The sequence below is a fragment of the Rhizobium sp. S96 genome (genome assembly GCF_030382195.1).
GTDB lineage: Bacteria > Pseudomonadota > Alphaproteobacteria > Rhizobiales > Rhizobiaceae > Rhizobium.
The window spans coordinates 152,276-177,960 of record NZ_JAUDRY010000026.1 but is presented as its reverse complement, the minus strand read 5'-3'; the positions used below and the strand labels follow the sequence as shown (position 1 = coordinate 177,960).

The following is a 25,685-nucleotide window of genomic DNA, read 5'->3' as shown; positions in this document are numbered from 1 at the left end:
ACGATGCGGGAGCGCGGCGTTGTTGCGAAACAGCCACGACCGATATGAAATACGGCGTCGGCTAATATACCCATGGCGCTCTACCTTTGAGTGCGTTAAAGCTCAGGCGAGAGTCGCGGCGACCAGTCGGTGGACGACGTAAGCGCAGCAGTCTGCAGCTTAGGAGAATAGTTTCCGCGCATGGATGGCATCGGCTCGCAGCATCACGATTCCGGTCTTCGTGCGCTCTGCGGGATCGCCGCGTTCTATCGGATCGCTGCCGATCCGGTCCGGCTACAGCACGATCTCGCGTTGAAGGGGAGGGCGGCTGAGGCGAAGGACTTACAGCGCGCAGCCGGGATCATCGGGCTCAAGGCGCGCGTCGTCGAAAAACTCAGCGAACAACGTCTGCGAACAATTCCCGTCCCTGCAATCGTCCAGGTGCGAAGCGGTTCCTTCCAGGTCCTCGGTGGGCTGAACCCATCGGGCAAATACAGGCTTGTCGATCCGATAACGCGCGTCGACCGCGAAATTGCTCCGTCAGACATTCTCGCTGAAATCAACTCAAGCGTTATCCTCGTCGGACGGCGCCTGGGCGGCGAGGGATCCGACCCGAGGGAATTCGGTTTCAAATGGTTCTGGCCGTCGATCTGGCGATATCGAAAGCCGCTTGCTCACGTGCTGCTCGCCTCCCTGTTCGTTCAGATCTTCGCACTCGTCACGCCCCTGTTCTTCCAGGTTGTGGTCGACAAGGTTCTGACGCACAAGGGTTATTCCACGCTCTTTGTGCTCGTCGCGGGCATCGCCATCATCGGGCTTTTCGATGTCGTTCTCCAATATCTGAGAACCTATGCCCTGGCGCACACGACGAACCGGATCGACGTCGAACTCGGCCAGCGACTGTTTCACCACCTCTTGCGACTGCCGCTCGGCTACTTCGAGACCAGGTCGGCGGGGCAGACCGTCGCGCGCGTTCGAGAACTGGAGACGATCCGCGCATTCCTGACCGGTCAGGGGCTGTTTTCGGCGCTCGACGTCGTCTTCGCGTTCATTTTCATCGCCGTGCTTCTTGCCTATTCCTGGAGCCTGACGCTCATCGTTATCGCCACGATCCCGATCTACATCCTGATCGGCATCATTGTCCGACCGCCGCTCCGCGAGTTGGTGAAGGAGAAATTCAATCGAGGCGCTGCAAGCCAGCAGTTTCTCGTCGAAGCGGTCGTTGGTGTTCACACCGTCAAGGCCGCCGCGGTTGAGCCGGTCATGCAGGCGCAATGGGAAGAGAAGTTGGCGGCCTACGTTCGCACGGCGTTCCAGGCCACGCTTCTCGGCGCCGGCGGCCAGAATGCAATTCAATATGTCAGCAAGCTTTCCACCGCGGCACTTCTGCTGTTCGGCGCCAAGGCTGTCATCGATGGCGAGTTGACCGTTGGTTCATTGGTGGCCTTCAACATGATAGCCGGTCAGGTCACCCAGCCGGTTCTGAGGTTGTCTCAGCTCTGGCAGGATTTCCAGCAGGTGCAGATCTCGGTAGACCGCCTGGGCGACATCTTGAACACGCCGATAGAGCAGCGGCCCGGCGCGCGCATGACGCTGCCGGCGCCACGGGGCAATATTGCATTTCGGAACACGAGCTTCCGCTATCGACCGGGTTCGCCGGTGGTCCTGAAGAACGTATCGCTCGACATCAAGGCGGGCGAGGTGATCGGCATTGTCGGCCCGTCCGGTTGCGGAAAGTCGACGCTCACCAAACTGATCCAGCGTCTTTATGTCCCCGAAGAGGGTCAGGTCCTTCTCGACGGCGCGGATCTGTCGCAACTTGATCCCGCATGGCTTCGAAGCCATATCGGCGTCGTTCTCCAGGAAAACCTGCTGTTCAACCGGACGATCCACGACAACATCGCCTTGTCGAATCCCGCGATGCAGCGGGCACAGGTTATCGCCGTTGCCAAGCTTGCCGGCGCGGACGAGTTCATAAGCCGCTTGCCGCACGGCTATGACACGATGGTTGAGGAGCGAGGCGCAAACCTGTCCGGAGGCGAACGCCAGAGGATTGCCATCGCCCGTGCGCTCGCAACCAATCCGCCGATCCTGATCTTCGACGAAGCGACCAGCGCGCTTGATTATGAGAGCGAACGCATCGTCCATGCGAACATGCACCAGATCGCCGAGGGCAGGACGGTGATCATTATCGCACACCGCCTCGCGGCTGTGCGAGGTTGCGACCGGATCGTCGGCATGATGGACGGGCGCGTCGTGGAAGTTGGCAGCCATGACGACCTGCTCGGGCGTCCAGATGGGCTCTATGCGCGGTTGTGGGCGCTGCAGAACGACAGGGGCGCCGCATGAAAGCAGCGACAGCCCAAAAGGATCGCTATGCAGGCCTTCCGCAGCGCCCGGAGAGGCGGTCTGACCACGAGTTCCTGGGGCCTGCACTCGAGATCCTGGAGACCCCGCCGTCACCCGTGCGCATGGCATTGATCCTGGTCATTTGTGCTTTTGTCACGACTGCGTTGATTTGGTCTTACATCGGCCGCATCGACATCATCGCGGCGGCACAAGGCAAGATCCAGCCGACCGGACGGGTGAAAGTCGTACAACCATTGCTGACGGGCAAGGTGAAGACGCTTCCCCCGACAAACGGCACGTCTGTCAGCGCGGGTGACATTCTCCTTGAACTCGATCCTACGGATGCCATTGCCGATGAGACGGACGCGGTAAAGAGCCTGGCCTCGGTGCGGGCCGAAGTTGCGCGTAGAAAGGCTGTCGCGGACTATGTGGGGTCAACCAAGACCGACCAGCCACCGCCAACAATCAAATGGGATGCAGAGGTGCCCGACGACCTGCGGCGGCGGGAAGACAGCATCCTCATGGGCGATATCGAACAACAGGCGGCAACGATGGCTTCCCTCGATGCCCAGAAGCATCAGAAGGAAGTCGAGCGCGATCGCCTGAGGCTGACGGTTGCAGCCCAGGCGTCTCTGGTCGAAACGCTGAAAGAGCGTGTGACGATGCGCAACACGCTCGCCTCGAAGGATGCCGGCACGATGGCGAGCGTGATCGATGCCACGGAAACGCTGAAAGAGCAGGCGACGCAGCTTGCCGTTCAGGAGGGGCAGCTTGCGGATGCCGCCGCGGGCATCGAGGTCTATGCGCGGGAGAAGGAGAAGGTGACGCGGGCCTTCCTGAGCGACCAATTCGAGCGGCTGGGCGATGCGGAACGTCGCGTCGAGGAACTGGAGCAACGGCTGGCTAAAGCGAGGAACTCTCGCGAGCAGATGTCCTTGCGCAGTCCGATAGACGGTACGGTGCAGGCATCGTCCATCACCAGCGTGGGTCAGGTGGTCACGGTTGGCCAGGACGCCATGCGTATCGTACCGAAGGGTAGCACCTTGGAACTCGAGGTTTACGCCTTGAACAAGGACATCGGCTTCATCAAGGTCGGCCAGGAGGCGGTCGTCAAGCTCGAAGCCTTTCCCTTCACCCGCTATGGAACGATCCCGGCCCGTGTCACAAAAATCGCCGCGGATGCGATTCCCGAGCCTGACGCCGCGCGCCGCGAAGGCGATGCTGCAGCGAGACAGGCGGGGACAACGTTCGGCGGTGCGGAGAGGATGCAGAATCTGGTCTTTCCGGTAACGCTGAGTCTGGAAGCCGACCAGATCTCGGCGGATGGCCGCAACATCAAGCTGAGCGCCGGCATGGCGGCGATCGCGGAAGTTAGAACGGGTGACCGCAGAATATTGGAATATGTTTTTTCGCCGCTGGTTGAAGTCGCGGAAGAGGCCATGCGGGAGAGGTAGGCTCTTCATGGCGACACTTCTCAGTCAATCGTGCGGCAGAGTGGATTAGGCGGGCAGGAACAGGATGACGGGCACCAATACCTCCACAACGTACGTGTATTTGACGGGAGACGAGAAGGTCGATGGGCTTCTCAGCGGTTACGCCTGGGATGGAACGATAACCTATGCGTTTCCGACCGCTTCTACGTCGTACACTTATAGCGGCGAGAAAAACTATGGCTTCTCCTCGATTTCCCGGCAGCAGCAATCCATGGCCCTGTTCTTTCTGGAACAGTCGTATGGAAACGCAGCAAATGACGGGTTCTCCGTAGAGGGTTTCACCAACGCCGATTTCGAGGCCGGATCTGCGAGTACCGCAACGGTCCGGTTCGCTCAGTCGTCATATCCCGATCTTTCGACGGCATGGACCTATTATCCGGGCCCGTACGACAGTTCTGGTGATGTCTGGTTCGGAACCGCATTCGCCCGCACGACGGCTGACTATCGCTATCCCGAGTTCGGAAACTATGCAGGGCAAACGATCGTGCATGAGCTCGGTCACGCCCTTGGCCTGAAGCATGGCCATGTCGCGGAGGACAACACCGTCGTGGTGCCCGACGCATACGATTCTCTTGAATATACCACCATGACCTATCGCACCTATGTCGGCGATAGCGGGACGGGCTACAAATACGAGCAGAATGGCGCGCCCCAGACCTTCATGATGCTCGACATCGCGGCCCTGCAGCAGATGTATGGTGCCGACTACACGACCAACAGCGACGATACCGTCTATCGCTGGAATCCGAACCAGGGCATTACCTATGTCAACGGCGCCGCTGCCATTACGCCAGCAGCGAACCGGATCTTCGCAACCATCTGGGATGGCGGCGGTATCGATACCTATGATCTGACTGCCTATAAGACCAGCATCAGAATAGACCTGCGAGCCGGCGGCTATTCGGTCTTTTCTCAAGGCCAGCTTGCGTATCTGGGTGGCGGTCCAAACAAGGGCTATGCCCGTGGCAATATTTTCAATGCCCTGCTGTATGAGGGAAACGTCGCTTCGCTTATCGAAAATGTGAAGGCCGGTTCGGGCAACGACACGATTATCGGCAACGAGGCGGACAACACCCTGTGGGGCAACGCCGGCAACGATACGCTTGATGGCCGCGCCGGCGCCGATACCCTGATCGGCGGTACCGGAGACGACACTTACATCGTCGATGATCTGGACGTCGTTGTCGAAGGTGCCAACGCGGGCAACGATCTGATCAAGACGGCGCTTTCCGTCTATTCGTTGACCACAATTGCCAATGTCGAGAGATTGGCCTTCATCGGCACCGGCGCATTCACCGGGACCGGAAATAGCCTCGCGAATGTCATCAGCGGCGGCGCGGGCAGCGACACGTTGGATGGTGGTGCGGGTGCCGACACGCTGATCGGCGGCGCCGGCAACGACCTCTATTTGGTCGATAGCACTGCTGACGTTATCTCCGAGGCCATCAATGGGGGTATTGACGAAATCCAGACCGCGCTTGCGACCTATTCGATCGCGGCGTTCACCAATGTTGAGAACCTGACCTACACCGGCACCGGAAAATTCTCGGGCACAGGCAACGCCGCAGCGAATAGGATCACTGGCGCGGCGGGGGATGACACATTGAATGGTGGCGCCGGTGTCGACACGCTGATCGGCGGCGCCGGAAACGACGCCTACCTCGTCGACCTTGCGACCGACGTCGTAGTCGAGAACGCCGACGAGGGCATCGACACGATCAAGACGGCGCTTTCCAGCTATTCGCTCGCTGCAATAAGCGACGTCGAGAACCTGACATATATCGGCAAGGCTGCGTTTGTCGGTATCGGGAATGATCTCGATAACGTCCTCACGGGTGGTGCTGCTGCGGATAAGCTGACGGGCGGTCTTGGCAACGACACGCTGATTGGAGGCGCAGGCTCGGACAGGATGTCTGGGGGCTTGGGCGACGACATCTATGTGGTCGACGTCGCGACCGACGTTGCGCTCGAGAACCCTGATGAGGGCGCGGATACGATCAAGACAACGCTGGGGACCTATACCCTCGGCGCGAATGTTGAGAACCTGACCTACATTGGCACGGCGACCTTCGCGGGTATTGGCAATGCCGCGACGAACTGGATTACCGGTGGAGCGGGCGCCGACACGCTCGACGGTAAGGCGGGTGACGATCGGCTGGTCGGCGGCGCTGGCAACGACACATATATCGTCGATACCTTGGATGATGCCGTGGTCGAAGAGGTTGGCGGTGGTGTCGATCTCATCAAAACTGCTCTTGCAACCTATTCGCTGGCGTCGATCGCCAATGTTGAAAACTTGACTTATGTGGGCACCGCTGACTTCGCCGGCGCCGGCAATACTCTCGACAACGTCATCACCGGTGGGGCTGGGAGTGACGCCCTCTCGGGCGATGCGGGCAACGACACGCTGAACGGCGGAGCGGGAGCAGATGCTCTAGCGGGTGGCGCTGGTGACGACACTTACATCATCGACAATGCCGGGGACACGGTCAGCGAACATGCCGACGAAGGCATCGATACCGTGCGGACGAGCCTAGCAAGCTATGCGCTCGGTGCTGACGTCGAAAACCTTACCAATATCGGCACCGCGGCCTTTAACGGTATCGGTAATGCGCTGAACAACATCATGACCGGCGGGGCGGGAGCCGACAGGTTGGCTGGTGGGGCAGGCGACGATATCTATATCGTCAGCACCCGTGACATCGTCATCGAGGATACCGACGCCGGTATCGACACGGTACGGACAAATCTGGCTTCGTATTCACTCGGCGCGAACGTCGAAAATCTGATCTTCACCGGCAGCACCACCTTCACCGGCGTCGGCAACGGGCTCGACAATGTCATCAAGGGTGGCAAGGCAGCCGACACACTGACAGGCGGCGCCGGTAATGACACATTGGATGGTGGTGCCGGCGCCGATAGATTGATTGGCGGCGCCGGCGACGACATCTTCATCGTCGACAACGCCAAAGACGTGGTGACGGAAGCCGTTGGCCAGGGCAATGACACGGTGAAAACCGGACTCGCGGCGCTGACGCTTGCGGCCAACGTCGAAGCCCTTGTCTATACCGGCGCTGGCAACTTTTCGGGCACTGGCAATGCGCTTGCAAACACGATCAGTGGCGGCTCCGGCAATGACATCCTGAACGGAGGCGCCGGTGCCGACACCCTGATCGGTGGTTTGGGCAATGACATTTACGTCGCCGATAACGCCTCCGATGTGATCGTCGAGAACGACGGAGAGGGCATAGATACGGTCCAGACGGCGTTGGCGAGCTATGCGCTCGCTGCCAATGTCGAGAACTTGACCTACATCGGCACGACTGCATTTGCGGGAACTGGCAACGCGCTAGGAAATACGATCACGGGCGGTGTGGCGGCAGATACATTGTCGGGCGGCGACGGCAACGACACGCTGAACGGTGGTAAAGGTGTCGATACGCTGATCGGCGGTTTGGGCGACGATATTTATATCGTCGACAGCGCCGCGGACGTCGTCACCGAAAATGTCGACGAGGGTATCGATACCGTCAAGACGGCACTCGCCGCCTATTCGCTCGCATCCCGAGCAAACGTCGAAAACCTGACCTATGCCGGCGCGGTTGCGTTTGTCGGCACCGGCAATGGGCTTGCCAATACGATCAGGGGCGGAGTTGGCGCCGACATCCTGGACGGCGGTGTCGGGATCGACACATTGATCGGCGGCCTTGGCAACGACACCTACATCGTCGACGATCTCGCCGATATCGTTACAGAAGCCGTCAACGCTGGCACCGATCTGATCAAGACGGCGCTTTCGGCTTACGCCCTGATCGACATCGCCAATGTCGAGAAGCTGGCCTTCACCGGCAGCGGTGATTTCGTGGGGACCGGAAACGCGTTGGCGAACGTCATCGCAGGCGGCGCCGGCAACGACACGCTGGATGGCGGCGCCGGTGCCGATACCTTGATCGGCGGTGCTGGCAACGACGTCTATATCGTCGATAGCATCTCCGATGTCGTCACTGAGGCGGCGAATGCCGGCACGGATGAAATCCGTACCTCGCTTGGATCGTATTCGATTGCCGCGCTCGTCAACGTCGAGAACCTCTCCTACACCGGTGCGGGCAATTTCTCGGGCACCGGCAACGCCTCTGCCAACTCGATCAGCGGCGGCGCGGGCAATGACACGCTGAACGGCGGTGCCGGCGCGGACAGGCTGATCGGCGGTCTCGGCAACGACACCTATGTCGTTGACAGCGCCGCAGACGTCATAACCGAAAATGCCGACGAGGGCATCGATACGGTCAAGACGGCTCTCGCCAGTTACTCACTTGCAGCCAGGGAGAATGTGGAGAACCTTACCTACACCGGCAAGACGGCGTTTGCCGGCACGGGCAATGACCTTGATAACGTCATTGTCGGCGGCAGTGGTCCGAATACGCTGACTGGCGGTGCGGGCAACGATACCCTCACGGGTGGGGCTGCGGCAGACACCTTCGTTTATCTGCCGAACTGGGGGCACGATACGATCACAAACTTTGTGGCGACAGGTACCGCGCATGACACGATCAGGATCGACCAAACCATCTTTGCCGATTGGGCCACCCTGCTTGCCGCATCCAGCCAGTCTGGTGCCGATGCACTGATCACGGCCGACTCGAATAACAGCATCACGTTGCAGAACGTGCTCGTATCCAGCCTTCAGTCGAGCGATTTCCGGTTTGCGTAATCCGGCTGATTGGATAGGACATTCATGAACTGAAATCATGACCGCATGCCGATTTAACCGTCTAATGCTTGCGGCGGCATGGGGCTATGTTGCGGCCATCCCAAACATCGGAGATGGCGATCATGAAGAAGCGACTGCTTGGACAAGGCCTGGAAGTGTCCGCCTTGGGTTTCGGCTGCATGGGGCTGAACTTCAGCTATGGGCATGCGCTGAGTAACGACGAAAGCATCAAGCTCGTGCGCGATGCCGTGGATCGGGGCGTAACGTTCTTCGACACCGCGGAAGTCTACGGTCCCTTCACGAACGAGGAGATCGTCGGCGAGGCCCTGCGGCCCGTGCGCGATCGGGTCGTCATCGCGACAAAGTTTGGCTTCAACATTCAGGACGGCAAGATGGCCGGCGTCAACAGCCGTCCGGAGCATATCAAGACGGTTGCCGAGGCTTCTTTGAAACGTCTCGGCGTCGAGGTCATCGACCTTTTCTATCAGCATCGCGTCGATCCCAATGTCCCGATCGAGGACGTGGCCGGAGCGGTCAAGGACCTTATCGCCGAGGGCAAGGTGAAGCATTTCGGGCTTTCCGAGCCGGGTGCTACGACGGTGCGCCGGGCCCACGCCGTGCAGCCGATCACCGCCCTCCAGAACGAATATTCGCTGTGGACCCGCGGGCCGGAAACCAATGGCATCCTCCAGGCATGCGAGGAACTCGGCATCGGTCTTGTGGCCTACAGTCCGCTTGGCAAGGGCTTTCTGACGGGTGCCATGGGCAAGGACAGCAAGATTGCCGAAAACGACTTCCGCAAGATCCTGCCACGCTTCACGCCGGAAGCGATGGAGAAGAACCAGGCGCTGATCGACCTGATCCGTCGCGTCGGGGATGAGAAAAAGGCAACGCCGGCACAGATCGCGCTCGCCTGGCTGCTTGCCCGGAAATCCTGGATCGTGCCGATACCAGGCACAACGAAGCTTCACCGCCTGGAAGAAAACCTGGGCGCTGCCGACATCCAGCTGGCTGCCTCGGAACTTGCGGAACTGGAAGACGCTGCCGCCAAGATACAGGTCGAAGGCGAGCGATATCCGGAACAACTGATGAAGACCACCGGTCTTTGATCTCTCTCAGGAGGCGTCCTTCGGGACGCCTTTCCTGCTTCTTCGGAAAGACAATCCTCATGTCTCAAGACATCACCGATTCCTCGGCAATCGACGTCGTATGCCCGCCTGTCGCCTCCGAGCGCAGCGAAGCGCCTCGCTGGCGGGTCCTCGGCGTGCTCAGTGCTCTCATGGGTTTCGCGTCGATCTCGACGGATCTCTATCTGCCGGCGATGCCGACCATGGGCAGGGACTTGCAGGCGGACGCCGGTTCGATGGAGCTGACGGTGTCGGGTTTCCTCGTCGGGTTCAGCGTCGGACAGCTCCTCTGGGGACCGATCGCCGACAGGTTCGGCAGGCGGATTCCGGTTGCAATCGGTTTGCTGCTCTTCGTCATTGGCTCTGCCGGTTGCGGGCTGTCGAACTCCGCCACGGAGATGATCGCATGGCGCATGGTGCAGGCCGTCGGCGCCTGCTCGGGTGTCGTCCTCGCCCGCGCGATGGTGCGTGATCTCTACGAAGGCGCGCGCGCTGCACAGATGCTGTCGACGCTTATCACCATCATGGCTGTCGCACCGCTGCTCGGGCCGATCGTTGGGGGCCAGATCCTGGCAATCGCAGGCTGGCGATCGATCTTCTGGGTGCTGGTCGGCGTCGGATTGGTGACGCTGGCGGCGCTGATGAGCATCCCGGAGACGCTTCCCCGCGAGCGGCGGCGCCACGATTCCGTGCTTGGCGCGATTTCGGGCTACGGAAAGCTGCTTACCAACCGGCGCCTCCTCGGCTTCGCGGCGTCCGGTGGATTCTTTTATGGGGGCATCTACGCCTATATCGCTGGTACGCCATTCGCCTATATCGATTACTACCACGTTCCCGCAGAATTCTACGGCATCCTGTTTGCTGTCGGAATTGTCGGGATCATGGCCGCCAACATGATCAATTCGCGCTTGGTTGTGCGCTTCGGCAGCCGCGTGTTGCTGAGGCTGGGCACGGCAGGCGCTGCGCTTTCGGGCCTCTTCCTGCTCTTTTCGGGTTGGACCGGATGGGGCGGACTGTGGGGGCTGGCGGTTCCTCTGTTCGTCTTTGTGTCGTGGTCCGGATTGATCGTCGCCAATTCCATCGGCGGCGCGCTCGAAGACCATCCGGATCGGGCCGGATCGGTGTCGGCATTGGTTGGTGCGATGCACTACGGCAGCGGCATCGTCGGTTCGGCAGCCGTCAGCGCCCTTGCGGACGGCACGCCCTGGCCGCTCGCGCTGGTCATCGCCATTGCCGGAGTTGGCAGCTTCCTGAGCCTCTCGCTCGTTTCTGCGCGGACCTCCGCTTGACGTCCGGGATTGTCGGGGCCAACTTCGACAATCATGTAGCACTCATGCCAAGGGTTCATGAATGAGGCGAGAAGACCTTGTCGATCTCAATGCGTTCATCACAGTCGCGGAAGAGCAGAATTTCACGCGTGCGGCTGCCATTCTTGGTACCTCGCAGTCTGCCCTCAGTCATACGATACGGCGCCTCGAGACAAGGCTCGGCGTCCGCCTTCTGACCCGAACGACACGCAATGTCGCTCCCACCGAAGCAGGCGAAAGATTGCTGGCGTCGCTGCGGCCCGCGATGGACAGCATAGGAACTGGCCTAGCCTCCCTGAGCGAGCTGCGCGACAGGCCGTCCGGCACCATTCGCATTACGACGTCGGAGCATGCCGCGACGTCGCTGTTGTGGCCAGTTCTACGCAGGCTCCTGCCGGATTACCCGGACATCAACGTCGAGCTCAGTATCGATTCCAGCTTCACCGACATCGTGTCCGATCGGTTCGACGCCGGTGTCCGCCTCGGGGAGGCACTTGCCAAGGACATGGTGGCTGTGCGAATCGGACCGGACCTCAGAATGGCCGTCATCGGCTCTCCTGCCTATTTTGATCGGAATCCAAAGCCAAAACTGCCGCAGGATCTGGCGTCTCACCGCTGCATCAATCTTCGGATGCTGAGCGGCGGCGGCCTTTATGCGTGGGAGCTCGAACAGGGATCCAGGGAGCTGCGCGTGCGTGTCGACGGTCAGCTCGCTTTCAACAATGTGAACATGATCGCTCGCGCGGCCGAAGATGGATTCGGGCTCGGCTTCGTCATGGAAGATCAGGTCGCCGATCGGCTTGCAGACGGACGCCTAGTCCGCGTGCTGGAAGACTGGTGTCCGCGCTTTGCCGGATATCATCTATACTATCCGAGCCGACGGCAGCCGTCGGCGGCCTTTTCAGTTCTGGTCGAGGCACTTCGATATAGAGGCTAGTGCTGCCACAAACACCCGGGGAACAGATGACAATCTTTCAGGCATCAGACACGCGCATCAGGGTGGCGACCAGCGAGGACGCCGCGGTCCTCGGGGCATATGGGGCGCAGCTGATGGCGCTGCACCATCAATGGGACCCCAAGCGGTTCATTTCATCGAACGACAAGACGCCACAGAGCTACGCGCGATACCTTTCGAGCCAGTTGGGCAAGGATGATGTTCTGGTTATCGTTGCCGAGGAGGACAATGCGATCGTGGGCTACTGCTACGGCGCCATCGAAGGCTACGACTACATGGCGCTGCGTGGCCCCGCCGGCGTGCTGCACGATCTTTTCGTTGATCCACGGAAGCGTCGATGTGGCCTCGGGCGGGCGCTGATCGAGGCAGCCGTAGATGCGTTGGCGCAACGTGGTGCAACGCAGATCGTGCTGTCCACGGCCTATCAGAACGAGGTGGGAAAGCGGCTATTTGCTGCGGCAGGATTTCAGCCGACGATGGTCGAAATGACCCGTCAGCTGGATCCTCGGACGCCTTAAGCGCATCGCCAACTGGATCTGGCGGTGGAATGACCCACCGCCATGCCACATGCGGCAATGCGAGCTTTCACTCGCCCTCACTGCCTTGGGCGTAATCTTCGTCGCTAACCTTCTCCATCCAGGATACGGAGACACCGTCCAGCGCCTCGGCTACGGCGAAATGGGTCATGGCGCTTTCAGCGGAAGCGCCGTGCCAGTGCCTGACATGGGGTGGAATCCAGACCACGTCTCCCGGCGCCACGCATACGACCGCGTCCCCTTCCTTCTGAACCCAGCCGGTTCCAGAAACGATGAACAGTGTTTGCCCAAGCGGATGGGTATGCCATGCCGTCCTTGCTCCGGCCGAGAACGAGACCGTCGCGCCGCCGATGCGGGCGGGTGCATCACCGCGATAGAAGCCTGATGTCTCGACCTTGCCGGTAAAGTACTGCTCAGGCGCGGCAGCCCGGCCGTCGCCCGCGCGTGCGATCTTTACCTCGGCGGGTGCCGCAGCAATCTTGGACGCGACATCACGGCTTTCGAAGACACGCTGCAGGACCGGGACGGCCGACATCGCCCTCGGCCAGCCGGCATAGAATGCCACATGGGTAACGACCTCCGACGCCTCGGCGCGCGTCAAGCCGTTGTCCATGGCGCGGTTTGCGTGGAAGGGAAGCTGTTCCGGCTGACCGATCGCGATCAGGGCTGCCATCGTCACGAGGCTGCGGTCCCGTGCGGACAGATCCGGACGTTGCCAGAGATCCCCAAAGAGGACGCGATTGGTAAGGTCGGCAAGTGCCGAAGCCGTTGGCGCCACATTCGCGTCAACCGTCGCGGCACGTGTCGCCTCCGCCTTGGCGTCTAGTTCGATGCGGGCGGCAGCACTGTTGGCCAAGGCTCCAATCCCGCGCTCTTCAAACACCTTCTTCGTCTCGGTGACCGCTGACATCGCATTCGGCCAACCGGAATAGAATGCAAGGTGCGTGATCAACTCACCGATCTCTTCCGGTTGCACGCCGTTGTCGAGCGCTCGACGCACATGGCTGCCGGTTTGCGCGGCCTTTCCCGTCGAGACGAGCGTGGCAACGGTGACGAGGCTGCGGTCGCGGGCGGACAGCTCCCCTCGCTCCCAAACCTCGCCGAACAAGACATCGTCCGTAAAATCGGCAAGGCCCGGTGCCGTCTCGTAGACGGCTTGCGGCGCGACGCGCTGGCGCTTTTCCTGGGCTTCGACACCCGTCGCGGCCAGGGCGGACACCGCGATCGTGGCTGCAATTTTTTTCATGAACTCGACTCCGTCGATATTGTCTTGGGGAAGGAACGAACGGGGCCACCGAAGCGGCCCCTTCGGCTAGACGCGAAGAAGCGTCTTGATGGCACGGCGCTCATCCATGGCGCGGTAGCCTTCCGCAACGTCGGCAAGCGGCACCTCGAGATCGAACACCTTTCCGGGGTTGATCTTTCGGTCGAGCACAAGATCCATCAGATAAGGCAGGTAGCGCCGGACCGGCGCAGGTCCGCCAAGCAGGCTCTTTTGCTGGAAGAACAGGTTCTGACCGTCGAACGTGACACCATGGGGAACGCCGACGAAGCCGATCTTGCCGCCCGGACGGGCGCAGTTGATTGCCTGGCCCATGGATTCCGGCGTTCCGACGCATTCGAGAACGGAATCCGCGCCGACGCCACTCGTGAGTTCCTTGATCCGCACTACGCCGTCATCGCCGCGCTCGGAGATGATATCGGTCGCTCCGAACTCGAGCGCGAGATCCTGGCGGCTCTTATGGCGGCTCATCGCGATGATCCGCGATGCGCCCATCTGCTTGGCGGCAAGAACGCCCATCAAGCCGACCGCACCGTCGCCGACCACTACTGCCGTGCCGCCTTCCTGGACACCTGCGGCATCGGCCGCATACCACCCGGTCCCCAGGACGTCGGAAACCGCGAGCAGGCTCGGAATGAGATCGTCTGCCGGAAGCTCCGCTGTGGCGACAAGCGTGCCATCGGCAAGGGGAACGCGCGCATAGGGCGCCTGTGCGCCCGTCATGAACTCGCGCTGCTCGCAAGAGGACTGGAAGCCGAACTTGCAATGGGGGCAGGTGTTGTCCGACAGGCAGAAGGAGCCGACCACGAACTGGCCGGGCTTGACCGTCTTCACCGCGCTGCCGACCTCCACGACCACGCCGCAGTATTCGTGGCCCATGGCCAGCGGCGCGGTGACTTCGTTGGCGCCGCGGAACGGCCAAAGGTCGGAACCACAGATGCAGCTTGCCGACAGCTTTATGATGGCGTCGGTAGGCTTCAGGATCTTCGGCTCGGCGACTTCTTCGCAACGGACGTCGCCCGGCCCGTAAAGCTTCGTTCCCAACATTGGTGTTGTCCTTTCATTGTGATGGTCGAGCTAGGCCCCGTCTTATTCGGGTGCCAGCTCGTCTTAGGAATATGAGGCGGTATCGCCGATGAGGAAGTCGCCGCCCGTCAAGCCGTTGCGCGATATCTATTGATCAGATCCAAGTCGCGCCGAACGCGATCGGGCTCCTGGTCCAAGGGCATGTTGTCGAGGTCGAGGACGGCATCAAGCGCGTCCTCCGGATCAGGGCGCAATGCTGCGAACAATGGGTCGAGATCGCTGGGCGCGGGCCCTGTCTCTGCTACGAGTTCGAAGGTCTTCCTGGTTGCTGCGTCGGAGGTGAGGCTTTCGACGAGCACTTCGGCAATTTGCTGTCGGGAAATGACGCCGTCGCTTGGGGTGCCGCTATGCCGCCGGTCGCCCTGCAGGAATTCCAGACGGTGCTGGTCGGCGGCGTTGTAGTCGAACCAACCGGGGCGCACGATCGTGTAAGGAAGGCCGCTCCTGCGAACGAGGCGCTCGGCCCTGCGCTTCCAGTCGTGGCCCTCATTGGTCCTGTTGTAATGGCCGTGACGTTCCGTGACGCCGATCGTCGTCATGAGCGCAATCCGCAGGCTCCGGCCACCGAGGGCGGCCAGTATGTCGAGAAACGCCCGGTAATAGACTGCTTCAGCGGCTGCCTTTCCTTGGCCGTCGGCGTTCAAGGTCAGCACGACCGCGTCCATTCCCTCAAGAGCCGGCTCCAAGGTGTCGGGCTTTGTCACGTCGCCCACGACCATTTCCGCGCCTTCCGGAAGGCGGGCGGAGGAGGCGTTGCGGACAAGCGCACGTACTTTATGGTTTCTCAGAAGCGCCTGGCTCACGACAAGGCGGCCGACACTTCCCGTAGCGCCGACGACGAGCACGTTCAGTTGGGGCATATCCGACGGTCCTTCTATCCAGAGAAGGAAGATAGCGCAGCAAGATTGATCTGATTAGACGGGATCGGCGGCATGCACCTATATCCGGCGTTCATGAATAGAGCGCATCCCCCAACGCCGCTCATCCTTGAAGCACAGGCGCTTTGACAAAGCGCAATGATCGGAGCTTTGCTTAGGTGAACAATGCACGGTGCAACGGGAAAGGAGCCAGCAATGCTAAAGATCCTTGTGACCAGCATGACCGTCGCGGTGGCTACACTTGTTGGCTACACCGTCCTAGCCAGCACCCACAAGCACAGCCAGACTGTCGATGCAAAATCACAAAAGAAGCAGCCCAAGCTGGGATATGCGGATTTGTTCATTCCGCCCACCAAGGGGAACGGCTTCTGACGTCGTCTCTTGCCGCTGGGCGAGCCGCGCGACCATGCTGGGGACGTGAGGCACCATTCCCTGCGCCTGATCGCTAGCCTTTCACCGCGCCAGCCGTCATCGAGCCGGAGATCTGGCGATACATCAGAAGCCCAAGCAGGGCGGGAGGAAGCGCGCCGAGCGCCATCACTGCGGATGCCACACCCCACTGAACGCCACCGCCGCTGGCGGCGAAGAAGAAGGAGGCGCCGACTGTCATCGGCACCGCCTTGTTGGTGGTCAGCATCAGGCCGAACAGGAACTCGTTCCATGCGGTGATAAAGCCGAAGATGAATGCCGTGATGAGCGCCGGGCGGATAACGGGCGTGATGACGCGAACCATCGCCTGGAAGGATGATGCACCGTCAATCCGCGCCGCCTCGTCGAGTTCGAGCGGTACGTCATTGATGGCGTTGACCAGCATGACGAGGGCGAGCGGGATATTGACGATCGTCAGGATCAGCCCAAGCCCGACCTGCGTGTCGAGCAGCCCGAGCCATTGGTACATCATGTAAAGCGGGATCGCGAAGATGATGAGTGGCACGGCGCGCAGGTTGATGACCAGCGGCAGCATCACCCGTCGGCCGACATCGCTTCTGGCGATGGCGTAGGCCGCAGGCAGGCAGAGCAGGATTGCAAGCCCGGTGCCGAGCACAGCAGCAATCGTGCTGTTCAGCAGGTAGGAATAGATATTGAAACGGTCCGTCTGGGTCAGCACCCGCGCATAGTTGGCAAGCGTCGGCTGGTTGATCCACAGGCCGGCATTGCTGGACAGTTCCCGTGCGCTTTTGAACGAGGTGACGAGCGTGACGATTATCGGAAAGTTCATCGCAAGCGCGGCGATCGCAAAGACGATCCAACGAAGTGCGTTGATCATGCTGCTTTCCTCCTGCGACCTGCCAACCAGTTCAACCCGTAGAGCACCGCAAGGGAGGCGACGAACAGCACGACCGAGGCCGCAACCGCCTTGCCGATCAACCCGTCCTTGAAGAAGGCCTGGTAGATATAGATGGACAGCGAGGTCGTCGAGCCGCCTGCGCCGCTGCCGGTCAGCGCATAGACGTTGTCGAACACACGGAAGCCGTCAATGAAGCGGATGAAGAAGGCGATGACCAGTGTCGGCGTCATCAGCGGCAAGTCTATCAGCCACAGGATGCGCCAGGCCGAGGCGCCGTCGAGTGAGGCCGCCTCGCGAACATCAAGGGGAATTGCCGAATAGGCGACATAGAAGAGCAGGAAGGCGAACGGCGTCCACTGCAGCGTTTCAACGACAAGGAGCGTCTTGAAGGCGTTGTTCACGTCGAGGAAGGCCGGGCTGTCGCCGAACCAGAGGAAGAGATAGTAGGGAACGGGTCCAGCGAACTCGTGCAGCACGAGCCTGTACATCAGGCCGATCATCGCCGGTGCGACCATCAGCGGCAGCATCAGCGGCGCCATCAGGACCGAGCGCTTCGCAAGCAGCGGCGCCAGGAAGATCGCCAGGAATAAGCCGATCCCGCATTCAGCGATCGCCGTAATCAGGCCGAACGTGAACGAGAAGGACGTTGCCTTCCAGAAGGAGCGATCCTGCAATACGGCGAGATAGTTGCCGAGGCCGGTGATCGTCGGGCTGCGCAGGTTCTGGAAACCGACGGTCGAGACCGAATAGATCAGGTTGACGAGGGCCGGAAAGCCCAGGAAGAGCAGCAGGAAGCCGATGAGCGGCACCAGATAAGCCCTGCCTTCTGCACGTGATACGATAGCCATTTCGGTCCGCCGGATGGAGGGATGCCGGGCTTGGCCCGGCATCCGGATCGAGGTTACTTCTTGAGGAGATCCTGCATACCGGTCTTGGTATGGGCAAGGGCGTCCTCGAGGCTCTGCTGACCCGACCAGTAGCCCGTGAACTCCTTGGCCTGCAACTCGTAGACCGAGAGCGCATTGGCGGACGTCGCGCCGTTCATGACATAGCCGTACTTGCTCGCGAATTCGCCAAGCTTGACGAGATCGGGGCGTTCCGAGGCGACCTTTGCTACGACATCGGGCATCAGGGCCGGCGAGCCGCCGCCGCGCGCGTAGGTCAGTGCCGCATCCTCGGTTGCCAGCCATTTCAGGAACTTGATGGCCCCTTCCTTGTTCTTGGCATTCTTGTTGAGGCCGAGACCGAGGCCGTGGATGTGGTCGGCGCGACCGTTCGGACCGGCCGGCGGTGCGACGATGCCCGTTACATCGGCCACGGCCGGCGACTTTTCGGCGCTGGTGAGATCGGCGGCTGCCGCATTCCACTGCAGAGCCGTAGCAGCCTGGCCGGCGGCGAAGGCGGCATTGGTTTCAGGGTATTCGTAGCTCAACGAATCCTTCGGCGAGGCGCCGGCATCGTAGAGGGTCTTGTAGAGCTGCAAGCCGGTCTTGTAGGCGTCGGAATCGACGGTGACGTTGCCGCTGTCATCCATCCAGTTTGCGCCATAGGAGCGCGGCAGTGACTGGAACACCATCATGTTGAACAGCAGGTTCTTCATCTGCAGCACGGTGCCGTAGCGAACGGGACTATCCGGATTGGCCTGCTTGGAGAAATAGAGCGCGGTCGCCGCCCAGTCATCCCAGGTCCAGCTGTCAGGATCCTTTGGCTGCAGATCCTTGCCGAGTACCTTCTTGGCAAGCTCAGAATAGGTCTTCTTCGCCGCATCGTCCTTCAGCAGGGCATCGATGAGGTCCTTGCGGTAATACATGAAATGCAGCGACAGATCCGTCGGCACGCCATACTGCTTGCCGTCGAACTGCATGGTCTTCAGAACGGAATCGCCGAAAACCTTCGCGGCGTCCGGCCCAAGATCCACCGGCTCCATGTACGGTGCGTAGCGGCCGATGGTGTAGGTGGCGACGAGATTGATGTCGAACGCGTCCGATCCGGCCGCCATGTCGGCCTGCAGCTTGTCGTAGAAGCCGTCGCGGTTGAAGAACAGAAGCTCGACCTTGTCGGCGTCGGACGCGGACTTGTTATAGGCTTCCACCGTCGCGCGAAGGGCGGTCTCTTCCGATCCGCCCGGCCAGCCGAGCACGGTGACGGTTGCATTGGCGAGGCCCGGCAGAGCCGCGCTCGAAAGAAGCGCGGCGAGAGCCGGAGCGATTATCTTTTGCAGTTTCATCAATGTTCCCTTTCTTTCTTTGGTTGCTTTTCTGATGGATTTTTAACGATGCTGCCGCGCCAGATCCGCAGCGCCGATGATGCCCGCGCGGCTGCCGAGTTCTGCCGCGACGAGGTGAGGAGTGATCCGGGTGCTGAGGCCGCCGATCTTCCCACGCACGAGGTCGAGATAGCCCGGCGCGAGGCCGATGCCGCCGCCGATGACGATGCGTTGGGGATCGAGCATCAGCTTGATGTCGCGGCAGAGGAGCGCAACTTGCGCGGCTGATTGTTCGACGATGGAGCTGGCCCATGCCGACCCGGCCGCCGCTTCGGCAAAGACCGTCACCGCATCGACGTCGTGGCCAGCGTCTCTTGCCTGCTGCGCTATCCAGAGGCCCGAAGTCATGTCCTCAAGGGGCGCGGCGCCATGCGAGGCGCTTCGGGTCAGGCCGAAATGGCCGGCGAGACCGGATCCAAGCTTGCCGTGGATGACGATACCGCCACCAATGCCCGTCGAGATCGTCAGGAAGACGATGTCCTCCCTGCGGCCAGCGCCGAACCGGTATTCGCCCCAGGCGGCCGCCTGGGCGTCGTTGACGGCGAAGGCTGGCGCGCCAAGGCGCGCGGTTGCGCGCTCGATCAGCGGATAGTTGTCGGGAATACCAAGCGTCGCCGGATTGAGAGCGGACCAGCAGCCATTTTCCACGAAACCGGTAACGGCAATCCCGGCGCGAGCGAACTGGCCGCGCCACGCGGCGGTCTCCGCTGCGATGGCATCCAGCCAGGCGTCGGGTCCTTCCTCGCGCTGCGTTCGTACAATGCGCTCGTCGATGACCTTGTCACCCTGGACCAGCGCCACCATCGTCTTCGTGCCGCCGATGTCGATGGCGAGTACGGGCTTGCCGGCGTCCTCACGCTGCGAGAACGCGGCACTGACGGCCTCGTGAAACCACGTCGTCGCGTGTTCGGTGCGTGTAATCGCCGAGCCGACGACAACGGCGAAGGCGCCGGCGGACGCCGCTTCGGCTGCCTGCTCCGGCGTGCGGATGCGGCCCTCGGCGATCACGCGGGGCGTCAGCGTCCGCATTGCCGCAATCAGGGCGATATCCGGGTCGACGGGCTCCGGCCCACCGACATAGCCGGACAGCGTGGTTCCGACGAAATCAACACCCTCCGCCAACGCTCGCTTGGCGTCCTCGAACGAGGAGCAGTCGGCCATCGTCAGCTTGCCCTTGGCCTTTGCCGCAGCGACAAGCGCGCTGAAGGCTACCGGGCGGACGCGATCGGTGGCGTCGAAGGCGATGATATCGGCACCGGCATCGGCAAGATCCTCGACATCGGCGATGAAGGGCGTGATGCGAACCGGGCTGTCATCGAGATCGCGCTTGACGATCCCGATGATCGGAACAGCCACATGCGGGCGGGCCGCCTTCACGTAAGCAACGGATTCGATACGCACCGCCGCAGCACCTGCCGCGGCGGCGGCGTTGGCGAAGCCGATGACGAACGCGGCATCATCCATCGGACCATCGGGAACCGGCTGGCAGGAAACGATGAGGGCGTTCTTCAGGTCTTCGTGCGTCACGGGATGCTCCATTTCGGGCATCACGATAATTGGAAAATACCAGATGGCAACCAGTTTATGACTGGTATTATCTTCGGAGTTCGAAGACGAAGTCGAAGACGTCGCCCTTGTATCGGGTCTCGCACAATTCGACGATCTGCCCATCTCCCAGGAAGCAGCGGCGTTCCGTCACGAGAAGCGGCGCTCCGGCTTCGCAGTGAAGATGGGTCGCATCGTCTGCCGTTGCCGGCCGCGAGCGCATGCGCTGAACCGCCCGCTCGGGCAAGAAGCCACGAGCTTGCAGCGCCTCGTAAAGCGATTGGTCGATCAGGTGCGGCGACGGCAGGAAGCGGACCGGAACCACGGAGGTCTCCACCGCAATCGGGAGCGAATTGGCAGTCCGGATGCGCTTGATCCTAACGACATTTGCGTCTCCGGCGATCCCAAGCGCCATCATTTCAGTGGAGGAGGCGCGGGTAATCTGCCTCGATATCCAAATGCACCCAGGCACTTGGCCTCGGGCGCGGATATCTTCGGAGAAGCTGGTCAGGGTCGCCAGGGACTTTTCGACGCGCGATCCGATCTCGGTCTTGAAGCCGTGGCGACGGCTGAGCAACCCTTCTTCCTCCAGCAACGACAGCGCCTTGCGGACGGTGACGCGCGATAGGGAAAGAGAAGACGCAATCACCCGCTCACCCGGCAGCACACTGCCCGACTGGAACGTCTGCGTCTGGATCGCCTTCTCGATGGCGAGCTTCAACCGCTTGTAGAGGGGGATATTCCCCGGGATCTGATCAAGTGATTTCTCGATCGCATCGATCACCTGGTTCTGAGCCATAAAGTTCGCCAATGTCCGCTAAAAAAATCGGTTGGACATATACTGGTATTATCGGTGGGTGGCAATCGGGCGTCTATAGCCAGCCGCCGGTGAAACCGGCACGGCGTAATCCGGTAACGACAGGCTGGCATCGCTTCATGATGTTCCAGAGCAAACCCGTCCGATAATTCTCGATCATCAGCACCACCGGCCCCTGGTCGATACCGAAGTGGTAGGGGCTGACCCATCCGCCGGTTGGAATATCCTGCGCAGGATATGTTTCGTTGAACGACGGCTTGAAACCGTAGAGCCTCGTCATGCCGAGGTTCTTGCGCGCAAAGTTCCTGACCGTGGGGATGACGATCTCGGGCGCGAACGGCAGGGAGGCCACGACAGCCCAGGGCGCGACCGTTCCATCGTCCGGTCCAAAGGGCGCACCGCGGGCGATATAGTCGAAGAACTCACGCTCGCGCCCGTCGACGGTCTGCTTGAACCAGCCGGGGCCGTCACTTGCGGTAAAACCCCAGCAGTGTTCGCCGTAGCCGACGAAGCCCATCGGATTGCGAATGGCGTATTCCTGCTGCACATAGGTCGCGTGGCGGGTGTTGATGAAATAGTCGCTGTCATGCCGGCGCATGAAATCGTCCCGGATGCCACGAAAGTCGATCCACATGTGCGACAGCTGGTGGGTAAACAAGGGGCCGGAATAGAGCAGTTCTCGGCCGTAAATGTTCCGCCAATCGTAGCTTTCCGTGTAGGCGGCAAAACTCTCCGGCGGCAAAGGATGGGTCGGTGATCCAAGGCCGATGATGTAGAGCAGCAGACCTTCGTCATAGCCTCGCCATCGATGCGGGATGAAGCCCGTCTCCGGGCGCCACCCGTGCGTCAGCGTCGCGCCGCCGTCGCGGGCCCAGTTCCAGTCGGCCCGTTCATACAATGCCGTTGCGAGCCGCCTGATCTCCGCCTCATCGGCGGTGTCGCCGTCAAAATAGGTGGCGACGGTCAGCGCCCCGGCGAAGAGGAAGGCGGAATCGATCGTCGACAGCTCGCAATCCCAAACGCGGCGTCCTGTTTCGATATCCAGAAAATGATAGAAGAAGCCCTTGTAGCCGGAGGCATCCGGTTCGGGTCCTTGCGGGCAGTTGATCAGATATCGCAGGCGGCTGCGCGTAATCTTGGCAGCAAACTCGCGGATCAGCACGCCATGCTCAACCACGACGGGGATTGTCGCGAGCGCCATGCCGATTGCTGCAATGCTGGCCGGCGTATTCGGCGCCGTCTTGTCGCGCACGAGGCCGTTATCGGGATTCGTGCATTGCAGATAATAGAGCACCGTCGTGAACTGCAGCCGAGCAAGGTCCTGCTCGGTTGGCATTCGGTCAAGATCGGCATCGGTCGAAAGCGTTTCAGGCATGGGCACCAACCAGTGCACGCAAGGATCGATAGGCTTCTTCTTCCTGCTATTTCATTCCTCGGGGTCTGCCGGCATGATCGTCGGCAGACCTCCTATTGCATCGGCCGCTCTCGTCGGCCGGATCAGGCGTTGTCTCCCTCGGTCGAGGTTCGTGCGGAAGTCACCGCTTTTCCCTTTGCGCCCCATCTCCAACCACTGATCTCGGGCATGTCGTCGCCATGCTTCTCGATATACTGCCTGTGTTCGATCAGCTTCTCGTGAATGGCTTGCTTGAAATAGGCAGCGCGAGCACCGAGCTGCGGCAGCCGGTCGATCACGTCCTCCACCAGATGGAAGCGGTCCATCTCGTTCAGCACAACCATGTCGAACGGCGTCGTCGTCGTTCCTTCTTCCTTGTAGCCGCGGACGTGCATGTTGTCATGGTTCGTACGGCGGTAGGTGAGCCGATGGATCAGCCAGGGATAGCCGTGGAAGGCGAAGATGATCGGCTTGTCCTTGGTGAACAACGCATCGAAATCAGCATCCGACAGGCCATGCGGATGTTCCTTTGTCGGTTGCAGTTTCATCAGGTTGACCACGTTGATGACGCGAACCTTTAGTTCCGGCAGATGCTCCCGGATTAGTTCGACGGCGGCCAATGTCTCCAGCGTTGGAACGTCGCCGCAGCATGCCATCACGACGTCGGGCTCGCTTCCCCTGTCGTTGCTCGCCCACTCCCAGATGCCGATGCCTTCGCTGCAATGCTTGATGGCTTGGTCCATCGTCAGCCATTGCGGTGCAGGCTGCTTGCCGGCGACGACCACGTTGACGTAATTGCGGCTGCGCAGGCAGTGATCGGTGACCGACAGAAGCGTATTGGCATCCGGCGGCAGATAGATGCGGACGACATCCGCCTTCTTGTTGGCCACGTGGTCGAGGAAGCCCGGATCCTGGTGGCTGAAACCATTGTGGTCCTGGCGCCAGACGTGGGAACTCAGGAAGTAGTTCAGCGATGGGATCGGCCGGCGCCACGGGATTTCATTGCAGACCTTCAGCCATTTGGCATGCTGGTTGAACATCGAGTCGATGATGTGGATGAAGGCCTCGTAGCACGAAAAGAAGCCATGCCGACCGGTGAGCAGGTACCCTTCCAGCCATCCCTGGCATTGATGCTCGCTCAGCACCTCCATGACCCGACCGTCGGGTGAAAGATGATCGTCCTCGGGGTAGATCTCCGCCATGTAGCAGCGGTTGGTGACTTCCAGCACATCCTGCCAACGGTTGGAGTTGTTTTCGTCGGGGCTGAACAGGCGGAAGTTCTTGCTCCCCATATTCAGCTTCATGACATCCCGAAGGAATTTGCCCATCACCCGCGCCGACTCTGTCATCGTCGCGCCGGGGCTTGCGACCGGGACCGCATAATCTTCAAAGTCAGGCATCTTGAGATCGCGCAGCAGCAGCCCGCCGTTGGTGTGCGGGTTGTCGCTCATCCGGCGGTGCCCCGCAGGCGCCAGCGCTGCCAGTTCCGGCATCAGCTTGCCATCGCCATCGAAGAGTTCTTCGGGACGATAGCTCTTCATCCATTCCTGAAGGATCTGGATGTGCTCCGGCTTGTCCATGTCGCCCATCGGAACCTGATGCGCGCGCCAGTAGTCCTCGCACTTCTTGCCATCGATCTCCGGCGGGCATGTCCAGCCCTTCGGTGTGCGGAAAATGATCATAGGCCAGTTGGGGCGCTTCAGGTTCCCGTTGGTGCGGGCGTCCGCCCAGATGCTCTTGATTTCCTTGACGGCGGTATCCATCACACCGGCGAGCTGCTGGTGAACGCTGTCAGGGTCGGAGCCTTCGACGAAGTAGGGCTTGTAGCCCATGCCCTCGAAGAATTTCCTGAGCTCGTCCTCGGGAATGCGAGCGAGGAAGCATGGATTGGCGATCTTGTAGCCGTTCAGGTGCAGGATCGGCAGCACGCACCCGTCACGGGCCGGGTTCAGGAACTTGTTGCCGTGCCAACCGGTCGCGAGCGGTCCTGTCTCGGCTTCGCCGTCGCCAACGACGCAGGCGACGATGAGATCGGGGTTGTCGAACGCTGCTCCGTAGGCATGGCTAAGAGCATAGCCCAGTTCGCCGCCCTCATGGATGCTGCCAGGTGTTTCGGGAGCGACATGGCTTGGGATGCCACCGGGGAAGCTGAACTGCTTGAACAGCTTCTGCAAGCCCTCGGTATCCTGGGAAACATTCGGGTAGACCTCGCTATAGGTTCCCTCGAGATAGGCGTGTGCGACCAGAGAGGGTCCACCATGGCCCGGCCCGATCACATAGATCATGTTGAGGTCGTCGCGTTTGATCACGCGATTGAGGTGAACATAGAGCATGTTCAGGCCAGGAGACGTGCCCCAATGGCCAAGCAGCCGCGGCTTGATGTGCTCCCGCTTCAGCGGTTCTTTCAGCAGCGGATTGTCGAGAAGGTAGATCTGACCCACGGAGAGGTAGTTCGATGCCCGCCAGTAAGCGTGCATCGCATGCAACTCCTTGGCCGAAAGCGGGCCTTTTGCTTTTGAATCTCCGTCCATGGAGGGCCGAGCGTCCGTTGCCTTGGTAAGCGAAACCATTTGGTGTCTCCCTGTCGAGAATCCAGATTGTTTTAGGCAGTCGTAGGCGCGTTCCTAAGCCGCGCATTGATATGCATCAACCGCGAGTACTCCCAAGAGAAGC

At 60.9% G+C, this 25,685-nt stretch carries 18 protein-coding genes; 8 read left to right on the top strand and 10 right to left on the bottom strand.

The window, feature by feature from the left end; all coding sequences use genetic code 11:
- The first annotated feature begins 180 nt into the window (after positions 1-180).
- The 7 genes from QTL94_RS21185 to QTL94_RS21155 all read left to right on the top strand — a co-directional run bounded on the left by QTL94_RS21185 (position 181) and on the right by QTL94_RS21155 (position 12,439).
- On the top strand, positions 181-2,328 hold the full coding sequence (locus tag QTL94_RS21185) for a type I secretion system permease/ATPase (protein WP_065692050.1): 2,148 nt from the start codon (positions 181-183) through the stop codon (positions 2,326-2,328).
- Positions 2,325-3,782, top strand: a complete 1,458-nt coding sequence (locus QTL94_RS21180; RefSeq protein WP_065692051.1) for an HlyD family type I secretion periplasmic adaptor subunit — start codon at positions 2,325-2,327, stop codon at positions 3,780-3,782. Before QTL94_RS21185 ends, QTL94_RS21180 begins: the two co-directional genes overlap by 4 nt.
- A 64-nt stretch (positions 3,783-3,846) precedes the next feature.
- A complete protein-coding gene (locus QTL94_RS21175) occupies positions 3,847-8,532 on the top strand; it encodes a M10 family metallopeptidase C-terminal domain-containing protein (RefSeq protein WP_065692052.1) in 4,686 nt (1,561 codons plus the stop codon).
- A gap of 122 nt (positions 8,533-8,654) precedes the next feature.
- The gene (locus tag QTL94_RS21170; RefSeq protein WP_065692053.1) at positions 8,655-9,641 is read left to right on the top strand and encodes an aldo/keto reductase; all 987 of its coding nucleotides are present in this window, start codon (positions 8,655-8,657) and stop codon (positions 9,639-9,641) included.
- A 59-nt stretch (positions 9,642-9,700) separates the two neighbouring features.
- Positions 9,701-10,948, top strand: a complete 1,248-nt coding sequence (locus tag QTL94_RS21165; protein ID WP_083199414.1) for a multidrug effflux MFS transporter — start codon at positions 9,701-9,703, stop codon at positions 10,946-10,948.
- 61 nt (positions 10,949-11,009) lie between these two features.
- Positions 11,010-11,903: a LysR family transcriptional regulator gene (locus tag QTL94_RS21160; RefSeq protein ID WP_065692054.1), complete on the top strand. Its 894-nt coding sequence runs from the start codon at positions 11,010-11,012 to the stop codon at positions 11,901-11,903.
- Positions 11,904-11,929: 26 nt separating this feature from the next.
- Complete coding sequence (locus tag QTL94_RS21155; RefSeq protein WP_083199416.1) at positions 11,930-12,439, top strand: GNAT family N-acetyltransferase; 510 nt, start codon at positions 11,930-11,932, stop codon at positions 12,437-12,439.
- 67 nt (positions 12,440-12,506) lie between these two features.
- Here QTL94_RS21155 and QTL94_RS21150 read toward each other — a convergent pair whose 3' ends face one another.
- The 3 genes from QTL94_RS21150 to QTL94_RS21140 form a co-directional block, all read right to left on the bottom strand.
- Positions 12,507-13,703 carry a (R)-mandelonitrile lyase gene (locus QTL94_RS21150; protein WP_065692055.1) on the bottom strand — a complete coding sequence of 399 codons (1,197 nt, stop codon included), beginning with the start codon at positions 13,701-13,703 and terminating at the stop codon, positions 12,507-12,509.
- A 66-nt stretch (positions 13,704-13,769) separates the two neighbouring features.
- The gene (locus tag QTL94_RS21145; protein WP_065692056.1) at positions 13,770-14,786 is read right to left on the bottom strand and encodes a zinc-dependent alcohol dehydrogenase family protein; all 1,017 of its coding nucleotides are present in this window, start codon (positions 14,784-14,786) and stop codon (positions 13,770-13,772) included.
- A 107-nt stretch (positions 14,787-14,893) separates the two neighbouring features.
- Positions 14,894-15,685, bottom strand: a complete 792-nt coding sequence (locus QTL94_RS21140) for an SDR family oxidoreductase (RefSeq protein WP_065692057.1) — start codon at positions 15,683-15,685, stop codon at positions 14,894-14,896.
- A gap of 213 nt (positions 15,686-15,898) precedes the next feature.
- Between QTL94_RS21140 and QTL94_RS21135 the strand changes: the two genes are divergently transcribed.
- The gene (locus QTL94_RS21135; protein ID WP_158007277.1) at positions 15,899-16,075 is read left to right on the top strand and encodes a hypothetical protein; all 177 of its coding nucleotides are present in this window, start codon (positions 15,899-15,901) and stop codon (positions 16,073-16,075) included.
- Positions 16,076-16,148: 73 nt separating this feature from the next.
- Here the strand turns inward: QTL94_RS21135 and QTL94_RS21130 are convergent, their stop codons facing one another.
- From QTL94_RS21130 to QTL94_RS21100, 7 genes are all read right to left on the bottom strand, one after another.
- Positions 16,149-16,970 carry a carbohydrate ABC transporter permease gene (locus QTL94_RS21130; RefSeq protein WP_065692058.1) on the bottom strand — a complete coding sequence of 274 codons (822 nt, stop codon included), beginning with the start codon at positions 16,968-16,970 and terminating at the stop codon, positions 16,149-16,151.
- Complete coding sequence (locus tag QTL94_RS21125) at positions 16,967-17,839, bottom strand: carbohydrate ABC transporter permease (RefSeq protein ID WP_065692059.1); 873 nt, start codon at positions 17,837-17,839, stop codon at positions 16,967-16,969. The genes QTL94_RS21130 and QTL94_RS21125 overlap by 4 nt, the downstream gene beginning before the upstream one ends.
- 53 nt (positions 17,840-17,892) lie before the next feature.
- Positions 17,893-19,218: an extracellular solute-binding protein gene (locus QTL94_RS21120; protein WP_065692060.1), complete on the bottom strand. Its 1,326-nt coding sequence runs from the start codon at positions 19,216-19,218 to the stop codon at positions 17,893-17,895.
- Positions 19,219-19,260: 42 nt separating this feature from the next.
- The gene (locus QTL94_RS21115) at positions 19,261-20,796 is read right to left on the bottom strand and encodes a putative N-acetylmannosamine-6-phosphate 2-epimerase (RefSeq protein ID WP_065692061.1); all 1,536 of its coding nucleotides are present in this window, start codon (positions 20,794-20,796) and stop codon (positions 19,261-19,263) included.
- Between the two features lie 55 nt (positions 20,797-20,851).
- On the bottom strand, positions 20,852-21,601 hold the full coding sequence (locus QTL94_RS21110) for a GntR family transcriptional regulator (RefSeq protein WP_065692062.1): 750 nt from the start codon (positions 21,599-21,601) through the stop codon (positions 20,852-20,854).
- Between the two features lie 73 nt (positions 21,602-21,674).
- Positions 21,675-22,994, bottom strand: coding sequence for a glucoamylase family protein (locus QTL94_RS21105; RefSeq protein WP_065692245.1), 1,320 nt, complete (start codon positions 22,992-22,994; stop codon positions 21,675-21,677).
- 122 nt (positions 22,995-23,116) lie between these two features.
- Positions 23,117-25,582, bottom strand: a complete 2,466-nt coding sequence (locus tag QTL94_RS21100; RefSeq protein WP_083199418.1) for a phosphoketolase family protein — start codon at positions 25,580-25,582, stop codon at positions 23,117-23,119.
- Positions 25,583-25,685: the final 103 nt, after the last annotated feature.